At 69.9% G+C, this 15931-nt stretch carries 16 protein-coding genes and 2 pseudogenes; 13 read left to right on the top strand and 5 right to left on the bottom strand.

What is annotated here, in order from left to right:
- The first annotated feature begins 9 nt into the window (after positions 1-9).
- Positions 10-1467, top strand: a complete 1458-nt coding sequence (locus tag K8638_RS04565; protein ID WP_223753160.1) for a hypothetical protein — start codon at positions 10-12, stop codon at positions 1465-1467.
- Positions 1468-1561: 94 nt separating this feature from the next.
- Here K8638_RS04565 and K8638_RS04560 read toward each other — a convergent pair whose 3' ends face one another.
- From K8638_RS04560 to K8638_RS04550, 3 genes are read right to left on the bottom strand one after another with little or no spacing between them, the layout of a single operon-like run.
- Positions 1562-1987, bottom strand: a complete 426-nt coding sequence (locus tag K8638_RS04560; protein ID WP_223753159.1) for a DUF4157 domain-containing protein — start codon at positions 1985-1987, stop codon at positions 1562-1564.
- 26 nt (positions 1988-2013) lie between these two features.
- On the bottom strand, positions 2014-2895 hold the full coding sequence (locus K8638_RS04555) for a hypothetical protein (protein ID WP_223753158.1): 882 nt from the start codon (positions 2893-2895) through the stop codon (positions 2014-2016).
- An 8-nt stretch (positions 2896-2903) separates the two neighbouring features.
- Positions 2904-3398 (bottom strand): N-acetyltransferase, encoded by a 495-nt coding sequence (locus K8638_RS04550; protein ID WP_223753157.1) that lies wholly within the window; start codon positions 3396-3398, stop codon positions 2904-2906.
- Positions 3399-3745: 347 nt separating this feature from the next.
- Here K8638_RS04550 and K8638_RS04545 point away from each other — a divergent pair, with 347 nt between their 5' ends.
- From K8638_RS04545 to clpP, 4 genes are all read left to right on the top strand, one after another.
- On the top strand, positions 3746-5179 hold the full coding sequence (locus tag K8638_RS04545; protein WP_223753156.1) for a serine/threonine-protein kinase: 1434 nt from the start codon (positions 3746-3748) through the stop codon (positions 5177-5179).
- A gap of 493 nt (positions 5180-5672) precedes the next feature.
- Positions 5673-5999, top strand: coding sequence for a metalloregulator ArsR/SmtB family transcription factor (locus K8638_RS04540; protein WP_223753155.1), 327 nt, complete (start codon positions 5673-5675; stop codon positions 5997-5999).
- On the top strand, positions 5996-6544 hold the full coding sequence (locus K8638_RS04535) for an SRPBCC domain-containing protein (RefSeq protein ID WP_223753154.1): 549 nt from the start codon (positions 5996-5998) through the stop codon (positions 6542-6544). The genes K8638_RS04540 and K8638_RS04535 overlap by 4 nt, the downstream gene beginning before the upstream one ends.
- 39 nt (positions 6545-6583) lie before the next feature.
- Complete coding sequence (gene clpP / locus K8638_RS04530) at positions 6584-7192, top strand: ATP-dependent Clp endopeptidase proteolytic subunit ClpP (protein WP_223753153.1); 609 nt, start codon at positions 6584-6586, stop codon at positions 7190-7192.
- A 30-nt stretch (positions 7193-7222) separates the two neighbouring features.
- On the opposite strand, the gene K8638_RS04525 is transcribed toward clpP, so the two are convergent.
- On the bottom strand, positions 7223-7861 hold the full coding sequence (locus K8638_RS04525; RefSeq protein ID WP_223753152.1) for a glutathione binding-like protein: 639 nt from the start codon (positions 7859-7861) through the stop codon (positions 7223-7225).
- 104 nt (positions 7862-7965) lie between these two features.
- Between K8638_RS04525 and K8638_RS04520 the strand changes: the two genes are divergently transcribed.
- Positions 7966-8895 (top strand): LysR family transcriptional regulator, encoded by a 930-nt coding sequence (locus tag K8638_RS04520; RefSeq protein ID WP_223753151.1) that lies wholly within the window; start codon positions 7966-7968, stop codon positions 8893-8895.
- Positions 8896-9749: 854 nt separating this feature from the next.
- Positions 9750-9968, top strand: a pseudogene (locus tag K8638_RS45105) (hypothetical protein); the annotation flags it as partial.
- 29 nt (positions 9969-9997) lie between these two features.
- Here K8638_RS45105 and K8638_RS44485 read toward each other — a convergent pair.
- On the bottom strand, positions 9998-10474 hold the full coding sequence (locus K8638_RS44485) for a hypothetical protein (RefSeq protein ID WP_223753415.1): 477 nt from the start codon (positions 10472-10474) through the stop codon (positions 9998-10000).
- A 949-nt stretch (positions 10475-11423) separates the two neighbouring features.
- Between K8638_RS44485 and K8638_RS45100 the strand changes: the two are divergent.
- From K8638_RS45100 to K8638_RS04480, 6 genes and pseudogenes are all read left to right on the top strand, one after another.
- Positions 11424-11804 (top strand): annotated as a pseudogene (locus K8638_RS45100) (DKNYY domain-containing protein); the annotation flags it as partial.
- A gap of 428 nt (positions 11805-12232) precedes the next feature.
- Positions 12233-12754, top strand: a complete 522-nt coding sequence (locus K8638_RS04500; protein WP_223753150.1) for a DKNYY domain-containing protein — start codon at positions 12233-12235, stop codon at positions 12752-12754.
- A gap of 6 nt (positions 12755-12760) precedes the next feature.
- A complete protein-coding gene (locus K8638_RS04495; RefSeq protein ID WP_223753408.1) occupies positions 12761-13666 on the top strand; it encodes a DKNYY domain-containing protein in 906 nt (301 codons plus the stop codon).
- A 509-nt stretch (positions 13667-14175) separates the two neighbouring features.
- Positions 14176-14907, top strand: a complete 732-nt coding sequence (locus K8638_RS04490; RefSeq protein ID WP_223753149.1) for a beta-ketoacyl synthase chain length factor — start codon at positions 14176-14178, stop codon at positions 14905-14907.
- Positions 14900-15679 (top strand): 1-acyl-sn-glycerol-3-phosphate acyltransferase, encoded by a 780-nt coding sequence (locus K8638_RS04485; RefSeq protein WP_223753148.1) that lies wholly within the window; start codon positions 14900-14902, stop codon positions 15677-15679. The genes K8638_RS04490 and K8638_RS04485 overlap by 8 nt, the downstream gene beginning before the upstream one ends.
- Positions 15666-15926, top strand: coding sequence for a phosphopantetheine-binding protein (locus K8638_RS04480; RefSeq protein WP_223753147.1), 261 nt, complete (start codon positions 15666-15668; stop codon positions 15924-15926). The genes K8638_RS04485 and K8638_RS04480 overlap by 14 nt, the downstream gene beginning before the upstream one ends.
- Positions 15927-15931: the final 5 nt, after the last annotated feature.

Genomic DNA, 15931 nt, shown 5'->3' with positions numbered 1-15931 from the left:
GGAGCCCTCATGACAGCTGAGAACCTCGAGTTGTTGCTCGCCCACGCGGATTCCCACCAGCCCGTGGCGCCCCAGGGACTGCCCGCGGAGGCCGCCGCGCGGGCCCCGCCCCCCGAGTCGCCGGAAGCCCGGGAGGAGACCCACCTCTGGGACGACGGGGAGGACCCCAACTCACTGCCCGCCCAGCGCTGGGGCCTCGTCGTCCCCGAGGGGCCCGAGGGAGAGCGGCTGCTCGCGCTCGTCGCGCCCCTGCGCCTGCTCCGGCAGGAGCAGCAGGAGGAGAACCCCGTCCGCGTCTACCGGGTGAAGCCGGAGCTGGCGTCGAGCCCGCAGCGCCTGGAGCACTGCTCCCGCTGGGTGCGGACCGTGCTCGACGACGAGTCCGTGCCGGTGGCGGACCGGCCGCGCTACCTGCTCTTCCTGGGAGACTTCGACCAGGTGCCGTTCGAGCTGCAGCAGTGCGCGGCGAGCAGCGCCTACGTCGGGCGGCTGGCCTTCCGGCGCGAGCAGGACTACGAGGCCTACGTGGACAAGGTGCTCCTCTGGGAGCGCAAGCCCTCCGTCGAGGAGCGGGCCCGCGGCCTCTTCTTCACCGTCCATGACGGCACCGCGGCCACCTCCACGGGCTACCGGGCCCTGGTGGAGCCGGGCTTCACCCAGGCGCGGCAGGCGCAGGAAATGGGCCGGTTCCCCTTGAAGGACCTGCTGGAGCTGGGCGCCCCCGGGGAGCCAGGCGTGGACGCGCTGCTCGAGGAGGCCGCGCGGCCGCACCCGTCGCTCCTCTTCACCATGAGCCACGGGCTCGGCAGCCCGCGCGCGGGCTGGCGCAACACCGACGAGCAGCTCGCGCTCCAGGGCGCGATGTGCCTGGGCGAGGGGCAGCACCTGCAGGCCACGGACCTGGCCAGCCGGCCCTTCCTGCCCGGCGGCATCTGGTTCTTCTTCGCCTGCTTCGGCGCGGGCACTCCGTCGCGGAGCGCCTTCCAGCACTGGCTGCGGCAGCTCCAGGCGGGAGGCCAGTTCAGCGGGCGGCTCGACGCCATCACCGCGTCGCTGCCCCGCGAGGGAGAGCGGCCCTTCGTCGCGGCGCTCCCCCAGGCCGTGCTGGCCAACCCGAGCGGGCCGCTGGCCGTCTTCGGCCACGTGGACCTGGCCTGGACGTATGGCTTCCAGGACCGCGACAACCGGCGCGGCAAGGTCTCCCGCTTCGTGGAGCCGTTGCAGCAGCTCGCGCGGGGGCGCCGCGCCGGCGTGGGCCTGGGCTGGCTGCTGCGCGGGTACCAGCAGGCGAACCAGGAGCTGACCACGCTGTACGACGTGGAGGAGGAGGCCCGCGGCGCGGGACGGCCCTCGCAGGTGGATGCGCTTCAGCGCGCGCACCTGTGGATGCTGCGGCACGACCTGGGTGGCTATGTCCTCCTGGGGGACCCGGCGGTGAAGCTGCCCCTGGCGCCGCGCTCGCCCTGAACAGGACAGCCGGTGCGAAGGCGCCTCGTCGGCCCTTCGCACCGGCTGTGTTTCACCGCGTCGCTGGAACGGCCGGGAGACCGGCTCGATTGACTCAGGGCCGCCGGGCCAGGCGCGAGGCCTCGGCGGCGAATGCATCTCCCATCCGGTCCGCTTCGCTCTCGAGCGCCGGGTCCTTCAGCACGACCACGCCACGGCCATGCGGGTTGCGGGCCCTGCCCCGCCGCTGCTGCACCACGTGCGTGAGCTCGTGCCCGAGCAGGCGCAACCACCGGGGAGAGAACGGCCGGTCCTCCTCGGGAGCGATGTGGATTCGGGAGCCCAGCGTGAAGGCCAGGGCCCCCAGCCGTCCGGGCTCCGGCCCCACGAAGAGCCTCACGTCGGAGAGGTCCTCGCCGAAGAACCGCGAGGCCAGCCGCAGCAGGGGCGGCGGAAGCGGCCGGCCCCGCCCGGAACCTGGAGCAAACCCGTGGCTCGCCGCCCGCCCCAGGCTCCGGCGTGCATTCATCTCTGGAAACATCGGTCCCTCCGGGACGGCGCCTGGCGTCAGCGCTCGAAGTAGGGCTGGAGCCGCGTCACCAGGAAGGGGAACTGACCGGTGACGTCGACGGTGGTGTAGTAGCGGGAGACCACGCCCGTGGTGCTCGTGTAGTTGAAGATGACGTCCATGATGGTCCGCGCGTTGCTCAGCGGAGAGTGCCGCACCTCGACACCGGTGAAGTTCAGCAGGTCGTTGAGGCCCGAGCTGCCCGGACCGGACGGCTGCCACTTGAGCGCATAGATGTCCGGATAGTTGAGGCTCACGTAGTTGAGGGCCCGGTGCTTCTCGGCATCGCCCGTGTTGTCGGCGAGCTGCAGCATGTCCTGGAAGATGGCGAGCACCAGCGCGCGGAACGAGGCCGTGGCCTGGTCCTTGGCCGTGCCGGTGGGCATCTGCGAGATGCCCGTCGGGAGGGGGATGCTCTCGGAGAAGCCCTTCGCGGTGAAGTGATACAGCCGGTTGACGATGACCGCCGGCAGGTCGACGTTCACTCCGGAGATGGGCTCCTGGGTGCCGATGATGACGTCGTATTCGAGCTGCGTCGGGTCATCGGGCTTGATGGCCTCCACCATGGACTGGAGCTCGACGGACGAGCGCGGCTGGAGGACGTAGGTGGCGACGTCCTGGATTTCGAAAATCCAGGCCATCTCCCGCGCGAGGAACACGTTCTCGGGCCGGCTGAGCACGTTGTAGAGCCGCTGCTCCTCGGTGGCGGCGCGCGCGTCATCCGGGGTGAGGAGCTGCTGGTACTCCTTCTCGAGGTCCTTGCTGGGGAAGACGGCCCGGAGCTTGCCGATGGCATAGACGTAGCCAAACGTGCCCTCGCGCTCCGAGTACTGCACCACGGCGCCCTCGCGGGTGGACGAACGGTCGGTATTGCGCTGCATGTTGCCTCTCATGGGTGGGTCCGCGTCGCCGGTGTCACGGGGACGGCGCGGAGGGTGTAGCTGGGCCTCCCCCCAGCCTGGGTTTCGAGCTCCCGCCGGATGACGGGCAGCGCACGCGCGGCGCGGGCCTCCAGGAGGGGACGGCCATGAGGTCCCCTGCCGGCGGGCTGGAATCCGAGCCGCCGATACCACTCGATGAGACGGCCCGAGCCCGTGTCATCCGCCTCGAGCCACGCCCTCCCCCGCCCCCAGCGCCGGCCCAGCTCGAACGCCGCGGCAAGCAACCGCGCTCCGAGCCCCTGGCCACGATGGGGCTGCTGGACGACGAGGTCCTCGATGTGGATGGAGCTCGGGCCGCTGGGACTGACGCGCACGCGGCCCACGGAGTCAGTCCCGGCTTCGCACACGACGACGGTTGGCGGCGGCACGGGAGGTGGACGCGGAAGTGGCCAGGCGGACGCGGCCCCCCTGGGAGTGGGCCACAGCGACTGCGCGGCCGTCATGGGGGGGAGCATCGCTCCGGTGGGACGCGGGCGCGCCGGAGGTGGCGCGGGGACGGGAGGCTTGGGGCCCGAGGGGGGCACGCGAGGCCCGGAAGACGGAGGCGGCTGTCGAAGTCGTTGCATGACTTGAATGAGCACGAGGAAGAGGAGGAGTTCCTGATTCGACATGGCCCGTCCGTGCGGGAGCCCGCGTTCCACGGTCTGTCTTCAGACGGTTGGGGAGGGCGGCTGTGAAAACGCCCACCAAGGCGACACGTCCACCCAGGGGATTGGGCTGACACCGGACTACTCTCCGAGTAGTCTCCCGGGGCGCGGAGCGGACCGCGCATTTCCCCGTGAGGCACCTCATGCAGACTCGCCACCTGAATCCAGCGCGCCTTCCCCGGGGTACGAGGGTGGGCTCATGGTGCGTGGTGGAGCGCCGCGGCCTGGGCGCCTACGGCGCCGTCTACCGGGCCGTCGGGGCGGAGGCGGGCTCGCGCCCCGTTGCACTCAAGGTGGCCCTGCACCCCCGGGATGACCGCTTCGCTCGGGAGGTGGAGCTCCTCTCTCGCATCCGCCACCCCAACGTCCCCCGCCTCGTGGACCATGGCGTCTGGCAGCAGCCAGAGGGCCCCAGCTACCCGTACCTCACGATGGAACTGGTGGAAGGCGCGTCGCTGTATGACTGGGCGCTGGAGCAACGGCCCACCTCGCGGCAGGTGCTCCACGTCCTCGCCAGCCTCGCGGGGGCTTTGGCGGCGACCCATGCCGCGGGCGGCGTGCACCGGGACGTCAAAGGTGACAACGTCCTCGTCAGCGATGCGGATGGCCGGGTTTTCCTGACCGACTTCGGCTCCGGGCACTACATCGGTGCCGCCACGCTGACGTGGCATCCCCTCCCTCCCGGCACTCCGCCCTATCGCTCGCCCGAGGCCTGGCGCTCCGTGAAGCTCCCCTTCCGGGACTCCGCCGTGCCGTACGCCCCCGGGCCCGCGGATGATGTCTTCGCGCTTGGCGTCACCGCCTTCCGGCTGGTGACCGACGAGTACCCTTACGGCCTGGACCCGATGGACCCGTCGGCCCGTTTCAAGCACGGGGAGGGAGCCGCAGCCCCCTCTCCTCGAGCGCTCAACTCCCGCTGCCACGAGGCGCTGAGTGAGCTGACGTCCCGGATGCTCTCCGCGAGCCCCGAGGCACGCGGCACTGCCCGCGAACTGGCCGAGGCGCTGGAGCAGGCCGCGCGAGAGGTGGGGCCGGAGGCGGATGTGCCCCTCTTCGTCCGGGAGGCACCTCGACCCGTGGCCACCCAGGCGGCCCTACCGCACGCCGTGCATCGAGAGACTCCGCACCCCAGGCGCTCCTGGCTCACGGCAGCCGGCCTGGGGGGGGCGTTGGCGCTTGGAATCGGATGGATGTTGAGCGCGCATCCCAATGAGGAAGCCGAGAAGGAGCACGCTTCAGCAACCGACGACACGAAGGATGGCGGCACCGTGGCCGTCGGAGATACGGCGCTGACAGCCCCGGTGTCTTCCACACGGGTCCCGTCCGTCTGGTCGACCATTAGCGAAGACCAGCCCCCCAGGCTTGTCCCCGGACAAATCCGGCAGGATGCCATTGGCCGGTGCCCCCGGTCGCTGGTTCCCATCAATGGTGGATGTTGGAAGAGACTGGCTGTGGACGCGAAGGAATGTCCCGATGGTGACATCGTCTACAAGGGAGTGTGTTACACGGCTGCCTTCCCACCGGCACGCCCTCCCACCTCAAGTCCTGCGGAGCAATCTGACGGCAACACCCCATAGCCCGATGAGCCTGGCATTCCCTTCCAAGGTGTCCGAAACGATGGAGCAGGTCCGTCCGCATGCTGGCCCGCAAGTGAATGGGCCTCACCTCCGTGGGAAAAGGTCGCCGTCCGTTGGCGTCCAATCGGCCACTTCGCGTTTGGTGCCCTACCCGCTCCAGCGCGCCCTGTTGCCGTGGATGGTGGTGGTCGGACTGGGTGCGGCAGGGTCGGGCTCGGCCGCTACGAACGAGCTGCCGCAGAAACCCCTCCCCGGGCAGAAACGACCAGATGCGAACGGTCGGTGTCCCAGCAGGGCGCACACGCCCATCAATGGCGGCTGCTGGCTCAAGCTTGCAGTGGACGCGAAGGACTGCGACGAGACCGGCTACGTGTACAGAGGCGGGTGCTACTACCCCGCCATCCCTCCCCCTCATCCAGTGGCTGGCCTCCTGGGCTGGAACGCCGAGTCATTTAAGATTGCGCTTAATTAGGTCCGGACTTAAATAGCAGGGGTGCTCACCTTCATTGCCCTCTCCGACCCCACGCGCCGGCGCATCGTGGAGTTGCTCGCCGAGGGCGAGCGCTCGGCCGGAGAACTGGGCGAGTGCTTCGACATCAGCGCGCCCGCCATCTCCCAGCACCTGAAGGTCCTGAAGGAGGCGCACCTGGTCCAGGTGCGCGCCGAGGCCCAGCGGCGCATCTACGCGCTCGACCCCACCGGCCTCGAGGAACTCGAAGACTGGGTCCACCGCATCCGGGGCTTCTGGAGCGAGCGCCTCGATGTGCTCGAAAAGCGACTGGTAGCCAACCCCGAAAAGAAGAAACGGAGACCCACTTGAGCCCCTCCGCTCCGCCTCCCGACTCGCGCCGCGTGCGCCTCGAGCGCCTGCTCCCTGGCTCACAGGAGTACGTCTGGCGCTACCTGACCGAACCGGAGTTGCTGGCCGAGTGGCTCGGCGTCTCTCGGCTCGAACTGCGCGAGGGAGGCCGCGTCGAGTTGGAGCCCCTCCGCACGGAGGGCACCGAGCAGCGGCCCTCGGGGCGCATCGTGCAGGGCGTGGTGACCCGGTGCGAGCCGCCTCGCGTGCTCTCCTTCACCTGGAGCGACGCGACGACGCCCCACTCGGAGGTCACCCTCGAGCTCGTGCCCCGGGGTGAGAAGGTCCGGCTGGTCCTCACGCACTGGAGTGCACCCGTGTGCGCGATGGCCCACGGCACGGCTGACTCGCACCGCGCCCTCGATGCCCTCGCGTCGTACCTCGATGCGGCGCTGGCCGGCGGCCGTACGCGCTCGCGCAGGGCCGCACGGAGCCGGCAGCGAGTGACGGTTGGCCGGCGGCCACACACGGCGGCCCGCTGGCACGTGCTCCGCCGCGCGGCATGACGAAGTGAGTCCTTCCCCTCACCTGACCGAGGCAGTGCGATGAACATCCCCTACGTCATCGAGCAGACGCACCGCGGCGAGCGGACGTACGACCTGTACAGCCGGCTTCTCAAGGACCGCATCATCATGCTGGGCACGGAGGTCAACGACGATGTGGCGAACATCATCGTCGCCCAGCTGCTCTTCCTGGAGAGCGAGGACCCGGAGAAGCCCATCAACCTCTACATCAACTCGCCGGGCGGCGTCGTCACGGCGGGGCTGGCCATCTACGACACCATGCAGTACGTGCGCGCGCCGGTGTCCACCATCTGCGTGGGGCAGGCGGCCAGCATGAGCGCGGTGCTCCTGTTGTCGGGGGCGAAGGGACGGCGCTACGCCCTGCCGAACGCGCGCATCATGATGCACCAGCCCCACGGCGGCGCGCGGGGTCAGGCCACGGACATCGAAATCCAGGCGCGCGAAATCCTGCGCCTCAAGGGCCACGTCAACGGCATCATCCAGAAGCACACCGGACACACCGTCGAGCGCATCGCCAGGGACACCGAGCGCGACTACTACCTGAGCGCCGAGGAGGCCCGGCAGTACGGCGTCATCGACGAGGTGCTCGAGCGCCTCCCCACGTCGACGAAGGTGCCGGAGCCCCGGTAGCGGACGCCGCGCCCTCCCCCACCGCCGCGCTCATGCGCTGAGCTTGTGCCGCTTCACCTCCGCCTCGTAGAGCACCCGCTCCTCCGCGAAGGCCTTCGCGATGCTCGGCCGCGTCCTCAGGCGCGCGTGATAGGCGCTGATCGCCGGCCACTTCTTCAAGTCGACGGGCGTCACCATGCACCAGTTCAGCACCGTGACCAGGTACGCATCGGCGACGCTGAAGCGGTCGAGCAGGAACTCGCGGCCGGTCAGGTGCTTCTCCAGGTAGTCGAGACGCGACGTCCCCTTCTCCAGCGCGTAGGCCCTCGCGCCCTCGGGAGCCTTCGCGTCGAGCAGCGGCATGAAGAGCGCCTTGTGCAGCTCCGTGCCGATGAAGCACAGCCACTGATGCAGCCGCGAGCGGCCACGGCTGTCGGCCGGAGCGAGGTTCGCCCGAGGGTGGGAGTCGGCCACGTACTGCAGGATGGCGGCGTTCTCCGTGAGGACGTCGCCGTCCTGGGTGCGGAGTGCCGGGACGAGGCCGAGCGGATGGACCTCCCGGAAGTCCTGGCCTTCGTGCGTACGCTTCGTCTTCGGGTCGACCTCGATGTACGTCGCCTCCACGCCGGCCTCATACAGGCAGATGCGGGTCGCCATCGAGCAGGACAGGGGCGAGAAATAGAGCTGCATGGATTGACTCCAGGGGTGCGTTCTCGTTCCCGCCATGGGAACGGGCGCAACAGTGCGCATTCGGGGCCCATGCATCCAACGCATTGTTGGCATAGGCTCGATGCATGGAAGACATCGCCTCCCCACCGAACCCCCGCCTGGACGTCCGCGACCTGCGGGTGGTGCTCGCCCTGGCCTCCGCCGGCACCACCGCGCGGGCCGCGGCCGTATTGCACCTCACGCAGCCGGCGGTGAGCCGCGCGTTGCTGGCGGCGGAGGACAAGCTTGGCGCGCGACTCTTCGACCGCACGCCTCGCGGGCTCGTGCCCACCGAGGCGGGACAGCAGCTCGTCTCCGGCGCGGCGCGCCTCCTCGTTGAGCTGGGTGACCTGGAGCACCGGGTGCGCGCGCCGGCCGTCCCGCCCATCCGCATCCGGCTCGTGTGCGAGTGCTACACCGCCTACCACTGGCTCCCGTCCGCGCTCGTGAGCTTGCGCAGGAGCCTGCCCGGGCTGGAGCTCTCCCTGGTGGTGGAGCACACCCGGGCCCCGGTCCCCGCGCTGGCGGCGGGAGACATCGACGTCGCACTCGTCACGTCGTCGTCCGTCCCACGTGCCCGTCTGGAGGAGCGGCAGATCTTCTCCGACGAGGTCGCCTTCATCATGTCGGCGTCGCATCCGCTGGCGTCACGCGAGGCACTGACGCGTGAGGACCTCCGAGCCAACACGCTCCTGACGGGGCAGACCCCACCCGCGGAGGCGCAGTGGTTCATGACACGCGTGTTCGGCCGCGAGCGGCCACGGCTGCGCTTCGAGCAGCTTCCGCTCACGGAAGCCATCCTCGACGTGGCGCGCGCGGGCATGGGGGTCGCCGTGCTCTCCGAGTGGATTGCCAGCCCCCACCTCGGCAAGGGGGACCTCGTCGCGAAGCGGCTCACGTCAGGCCCCCTCCGGCGGCCCTGGCGCATCGCCTGGCGGCGGGAGGTCCGCGACGCCGCGCTCCGGCTCGCCACGGCGCTCGAGTCCACGGCGCCTCGTGGGCTCTCGGCCGCCTGATTCAGGACGCGGATGAGTCCTGCCGCGAAGCCACTTCGGCCGCGCAGTCGCAGGAACGGCATCTCCGACATGCTCGGAGTGCCCGGCGCCTGAGGGCGCGCGAGGACCCAGCCTCCGCTTTCCCGCCATGTCCCCCCGCCGCGCAGGTCTGGAATGGAGCGTCCGTTCCGAACGGCCTTCCGGGCGCTCTCCATTCATCGGCCCCGCCTCCCCGGCATGCCCCCGAGCCGTCCAGGCCCGGAATGGAACTTCCATTCCGCGTGGCCGGTCATGCTCTCACCGCTCATGGGCCCTGCCCCCCCGGCCCGGACTGTCAGCCCCCGAGCCGCCCAGGCCCGAAATGGAACTTCCATTCCGCGTGGCCGGTCATGCTCTCACCGCTCATGGGCCCGGACTCACCGCCCGGCACGTCAGCCCGAGCCGCCCAGGTCCGGAATGGAACCTCTCCATTCCGCGTGGCCCGTCAGGCGCCCACCACGCATGGGCCCGGCCTTCTCCGCCTTGTCACCTGCCCTGGGCCGCCATGTGTGGAATGGAGCCTCCGTTCCGCGTGGCCCGCTACGCGCGCACCACGCATGGGCCCGGCCTCTCCGCCTCGTCACCTGCCCTGGGCCGCCATGTGTGGAATGGAGCCTCCGTTCCGCGTGGCCCGCGAAACCCGCACCGCTCCTCTGCCTACCTCTCCTCCTTGTCAACTGCCCCGGGCCGCCCATGCGCGGAATGGAGCGCCCGTTCCACGAGGCCCACCAGACACTCACTCCCCATGGGCCCGGCCTCACCGCCTTGTCCCCTGCCCTGGACCGCCATGCGTGGAATGGAGCCTCCGTTCCGCGTGACCCGCCAGGCCCTCGCCGATGGCAGGCTCCAGCCTCCCTGCCATGTCTGACCCCTGGGGTAGACATCATGCTGCGGGAGGAGCGCTCCTTTCAGCGGAGCGTCGCCCCAGGGGAGGGAGGGGTAGGGGTATGTGGACGGCGGAGCAGTTGTACCTCATGAGCATGCGGGACTCGGCGGCGGTGATGGCGCGGCGGGGCTACGGCAACGTGCGGGCCGAGGAGATGGCGAGGGCCGCGAACCTGTCGGTGGGCAGCTTCTACCGGCGCTACGGTAGCAAGGGCGCCTTCGCCCACCGGGTGCGCCAGTGGGCCGATAGCGAGCTGTGCCGCATCGCGCGCATCGTCTTCGAGGTGGAGCCGAGCTCGCGGGAGGGCAGGGGCTTCCGCGAGGACTTCGAGGACTTCTGGCAGCAGCTGGCCTGGTTCGCGACGAGGAGGCCGGAGTGCTTCCACTTCGCCTTCATGCACTGGCACGAGGACTCGCTCGAGCCGCAGTCCTTCGGGAGCGAGGCGCGGGCGCTGGTGCGCGAGGTGCTGGCCCTCGGTGAGCGCGAGGGGGCGCTGGCGCCGGGCAGCGTCCGGGTGGGCGAGGGCCTCATCTGGGGAGCGCTGGCGGAGCTGGTTCGCGCGCTGGCCCGTGGCGAGGAGGCGTCGCTGGTCGAAGAGGACGTCAACGCCGCGGGCCGGGCCCTCTGGAGGGCGTTGGCGGCGGAGGAGGACTCACCCTCCCGAGGCTCCGACACGCCTCCTTCTGGGGCGGCGAGGACGGAGGACTCCGAGCCTGAAGGCACCGGCACGTCCACTCCCGCGGCGGCGCACGTCGAGGCCGAGAGGACTGGCGGACCCGCGTTGGTCACCGGTGCTGCATCGCCCGATACACTCGTCTCCCATGGAATGGTGCCGGGGCATGCACCTCGAGAAAGGGGCGCCCTCTCAACGCGCGTCGCGCCTCCATGCGCGTCGCGGCAGCGCGAGCGCCTGGCCGTGTCACCGGGCCGTCGCGTCGTCTGGCCTCAGAGAGGCAGGTGCCCGGGTCCTCGATGGAGGACTGCGAGGGGCGAGCGCCCTGGCTCGCGGGCGGCTTTCAACGCGGCGGGACGTCCCTCAGGGTACGTGCAACGCGATGGCCTTCATCGAGGGCCGCCCCGGCCGCGCCTTTTTCGATGGACCGCCATGGCCCAGGCACCGCCGGGCAGCGACTTGCCTTGGGCGACTCCCTGCTGCGTCATGAATGAGCGGGACGGGGCGGCCCGGCACGTCGATGGCCTCTTTCCCCGCGGCCCGCGAGCGACGCGGGAGGAATCAGAGGACAACCCCAGTCAGGCCATGCTCACTCGCAGAGCCGGCGAAGCCAGCCGTGCATGTATGCGCGGGTCATGGGCGGCCAGTCGCCACCCTCCTCAGGGAGGTACGGCTCCAGCAGCCGGGCCAGCGCACGGTACTGGGGCGGCACCGCCCCCTTTTTAGAGCAATCAGCCTGACATTCCCTTCCAAGGTGTCTTGAAACGATGGAGCAGGTCCGTCAGCCTGCGGGCCTGAGAGGGTGTTGAAACAAGTCGGCCGACCGCAGCATCGGATGCCTCCCCAGCGGATGACCATGTACAGGGGTACTGGCGCAGGCCCTGTGAAAGGAGCCAGCCTGCTCCGGAGGCCGCAATCGACCATGAACTCCACCACGCGCATCTTCTATCGGTGCACCGCCCTTCTGGCCGATGCCGCGGACTTCAAGGCACTTGGGGCCCGTATGCCAGCGACGGCAGGCATGTGTATCTGAGGACCGCCCCCATCGTCGGTGCCGATGCCTCGTCATTTGTCTTCCTGGCTGGGAGCGACAGGCTTTTCGGTGCCGCCTACGGCCGTGATGCCCGGGGGTCGTTCTTCGGCCAGAACCGCATTGAAGGCGCCGATGCCACGACCTTCGTCGTCGTCGACCCGGCCACGGGCCTCTCGCGCGATGCGAGGCGGCTCTATCACCGGACCGAGCCCCTCCCGGTGCAGCCCGCGAACGTGGAGCGCTTCCGCGTGCTCGCCGGTCCCTACTCCACCGACGGCGACCTCGTGTACGTGTCTCGCCCAGAGCTCCAGGTCATCTGCACCCAGGTCTCGCGGTTTCAACTCCTCGACAAGCAGTACGCGGTGCGCGGCGACGAACTGCTCTTCGAGGGAGAGGGCGTCGAGGGATTCGACGTCAAGCAGGCCCGTCTGCTCGCGCCGGGGTTGGTCACCGACGGCCGGTACATCTACGCTGGCACCACCCGCCTCGACGACATCGACGCCGCGACCTTCCGGGTGCTCACGCCCTCCCCCGGAGCCCTGGAGCCCTACTTCGCGCGCGACCGGGACCGGGTGTTCTGGTTCATTCAAGGCGAGCCCAACGTCCTCGAAACCGGGAGGGTTGGAGATTTCGTGGCCCTCGATGGGCGCTACGGCCACGATGGGCACACCGTCTTTTATTGCTCGCAGCCTGTCGAAGGCGCCGATCCGACTGGTCGAGGTACGAAGTGCTGCCGGGGGCCGACCCCGCGTCGTTCACGGCGTTCTCCGCGGCATTCTCGCGCGACGCGAGGACCGTGTTCCTCGGCGGCGCTGCGCTGCCAGGAGTGGATAGCGCACGATTCAGATCTCTCGGTGACGGGGCGTTCACCGATGACCGGCGCATCTGGTTCCACGGTGAGTTGCACGGCGTGGTGCCGTCGACGTTCGCACTCCTCGGGGGCGGATATGCCAGGGCCGAAGTGCGGCCCTTGGGTGCCTTGCGCAGCTTGGGGCATGGGTACGCCGCCGACGAAGTGTTGGTGTACTTCCACGGCAAGGTCATCGCAGGCGCCGACCCCGCGTCATTTCAGTCACTCGGCCACGGCTTCGCCCGCGATGCGAAACGCGCATACTTCTACGAACTGGCCACCGAGAGTCTCAAGATGCCTTCGTATGAACCCCGGGGTGGCGCACTGCCCGAAGCCGACGCCGCGCGCTTTCGCGCCATCGGCCGCTTTCACGCCACCGATGGGCGGCGCGTCTTCTGACAGGGGCTGGACCTCGAGGGCCTGAGCGCCGAGGACGTGCGCGTCCTGAGCGACGTGTACGCAACCGATGGCACCCGGCTGTTCTGCCGGAACCAGCTCATCACCGGCGTTGACGTCGTCAGCTTCGAGGTCCTGCCGGGTGACTACGTCGATCGCTACGAACACTCCTCCAAGCAACCGCATGGCGGGTACGGCAAGGACCGTCTCCGCCTCTACCTGGGCGCGTCATCCTTCCAGCAGCCACGGGGATACGTCTCCGACGAACAACGGCAGCGCTTGAACGCGCTCTCCCCGGCCCGGCTCCGGGCGCTCGGCGCGCACTTCGGCACGGACGGCAGCCAGGTGCTTTATTTCAGCGACTGTCATGTGCTGGAGGCCGACGCGCCCAGCTTCGAGCCCCTGGGCCAGGGGTTCGCGAGGGACGCGCAGCGCGTCTACTCCGGCCGTCATCCGCTGCGAGACGCCGACGTTCGCACCTTCGAGGTGCTCTCGGATGGGTACGCGCGCGACGCGCAACGTGTCTTCTTCTTCAGCCAGACGCTTGCCGCCATCGCCCCCGCCGCCTTTCGAACGCTGGGCGGAGGGTGCGCCACCGACGGCGAAGCGGTCTACCACGGCATGAACCGCCTCGGCGGTGCTGATGTGGAGACGTTCGAGATTCTCTCCGGGCAAGACCTGGCACGCGATGCCACCCACGTCTGGTCGCTCTCGTACGGCTTCGCGCCCATCACGCTGGGTGTGAATGGGGCGCTCGAGGTCCTGGGCGAAGGATACCTGCTGGTAAATGGCGTCCTGCACTGGGGCCACCAGGAGCTGGAGGCCGAGCGCGCGACCTTCGAAGTGCTTCGAGACGGCTACGCGCGCGACGCGCACCACGGGTTCTACCAAGGGCAGTTGCTGGGCTCGACATGAAGACGTGCCGAGGCCTGGAGCAAGGCGCGCGCGAGGCGGGGCCGGAGACAGGGGTGCCCCCCATGGCGATGGTGGGGGTGCGCCTCCGCCCGCTCCCCCGCCCCCTCCTCAGCCGAGCAACACGCGGCCCCTCACCTCTCCCCCAGGGCCGCCTGCCTCCCTCTCCCACGGGGCCGAAGGGACTCGGGGCATTGCGAGAAGAACAAGCCCCCTGACATCCTGGGAGCGCCACGTCCGCCCGGCCGGACCCCGCCCCCGCCGCGGGACGGCCCACGTCCGGGGAGGGGGCGGCACTCACCCCTGTCCACCTCCCCGCAGAACCCGCGCTACCGGATCTCCCCGACAGACCTCTCCACCGGCCATCCGCGCCCGGCGAAAGCGCGGCCTCGCTCCCCAGGGGCGCCCGCCCAGGCGCACACCCTGCGACTCCGCATGGGGAGCCAATTGTCTCGTATAGGATGCTTTGGTAGAGGGACCGCTGGCATCGTCCGCATTCCCTCGACATCACGATGGTTTTTTCTGTCCACCACTGGGCCGCGTGGGCTCCCGGGCTTGACGGGCCAGACGCCTGGAAGGCCTGGCTCTCGCGACCCCATCCGCTTCCGGCCGAGGGCACCCCGCCCCTGACCGAGATGCCGGCGATGATGCGCCGCCGCGTGGACCGCCTGGGGCGGATCGCGCTGCAGGCGGCATACCGGTGCCAGGGGAGTGCTCCGCCGTGCCCTGTCGTTTTCGCCTCGCGCTACGGGGACGTCGGCCGCTCGGTGGACCTGTTGGACCAGCTGGCCCGGTCCACGCCGCTGTCCCCCACGTCCTTCAGCATGTCCGTGCACAACGCCATCGGCGCGCTGTACTCCATCGCCCGGGGCGACACCTCGGCCTACAGCGCCGTGGCGGCGGGCGCGGAGACGGTCGAGGCCGCCTTCGTCGAGGCGTGCGGTCTGCTGTCGGAGGGGGCACCGGAGGTGATGGTGGTCGTCTACGACGAGCCCCTCCCCCCGCCCTTCCAGCACTTCCCCGCGCCGGCAACGGTGCCTCACGCCTGGGCCTGCCGCCTCAGGGCCTCCGACGGCGCTTCCGGCTACAGCCTCACGTGTCATGCCTCGACGGGCGCGCCGGACACCCCGGCGGAGGACGCGCTGCCCGAGGAATTCGCCGTGCTGCGCTTCCTCGTCAGCGGCGCGGAGCGCTTCGAGCACCACGTCGGTCCCCGGCTCTGGCGGTGGCAGCACCATGCTTAGGAAGCTCGAGCGCGGGTGGCGGATACTGGCCACCGGGATTGCCTTCTCTACGTTCGGGCTGGGCGGGCTCGGGCTCCGGCTGCTCTACTTCCCCCTGCTGCAGCTCTTCGTCAGGGACAGGGCCCGGCGCACGCGGCTGGCGCGCCTCGCGGTGCACCACACGTTCCGCGTCTTCGTCGAGTGGATGCGCATCCTCGGCGTGCTGACGTACCGCGTCGAGGGCGTGGAGAAGCTGGCCCGGCCCGGGCTGCTCATCCTCGCCAACCACCCGACGTTGATCGACGTCGTCTTCCTCATCTCGCTGGTGCCCAACGCCGACTGCGTGGTCAAGGCGAGTCTGGCCAACAACCCCTTCACCCGCGGCCCCATCGAGGCCACCGGCTACCTCTGCAACGACTCCGGTCCAGGGCTCGTCCAGGACTGCATCCGCTCGGTGAAGGCGGGCAACAACCTCATCATCTTCCCCGAGGGCACCCGCACGCCGGTGAACGGCCCGATGAAGCTGCAGCGCGGCGCCGCCAACATCGCGGTGCGCGGGCCGTGCGACATCACCCCTGTCACCATCCGCTGCGAGCCGATCGGCCTCACCAAGGGGACGCCCTGGTGGCGGGTGCCGCCAGCGCCCATGAACTTCACCATCGTGGTCCGCGACGACATCCCCGTGGCGCCGCTGCTGCGCGAAGCCGGCACCGAGGCGCTCGCCGCCCGTCAGCTCACCACGCATTTGCACGACTACTTTTCCACGGAGACGCAACGCCATGCAGGCGCTTGAGCAGGAAATCAAGAAGCTGGTCATCGAGACGCTGAACCTCGAGGACATCCAACCGGACGACATCGACCCGGCCGCCCCGCTGTTCGTCGAGGGGCTCGGGCTCGACTCCATCGACGCCCTGGAGCTGGGCCTGGCGCTGCAGAAGACCTACGGCGTCGTCCTCGCGAGCGATTCGAAGGAGAACCGCCGCCATTTCGCCAGCGTGCGTGCCCTCGCGGGCTTCGTGAGCGCCCACCGCAAGTCCTGAACACC

It is taken from the genome of Myxococcus sp. RHSTA-1-4 (genome assembly GCF_020037125.1).
GTDB lineage: Bacteria > Myxococcota > Myxococcia > Myxococcales > Myxococcaceae > Myxococcus.
Note: the sequence above shows the minus strand (reverse complement) of the source record. Positions and strands in the feature narration are given on the sequence as shown.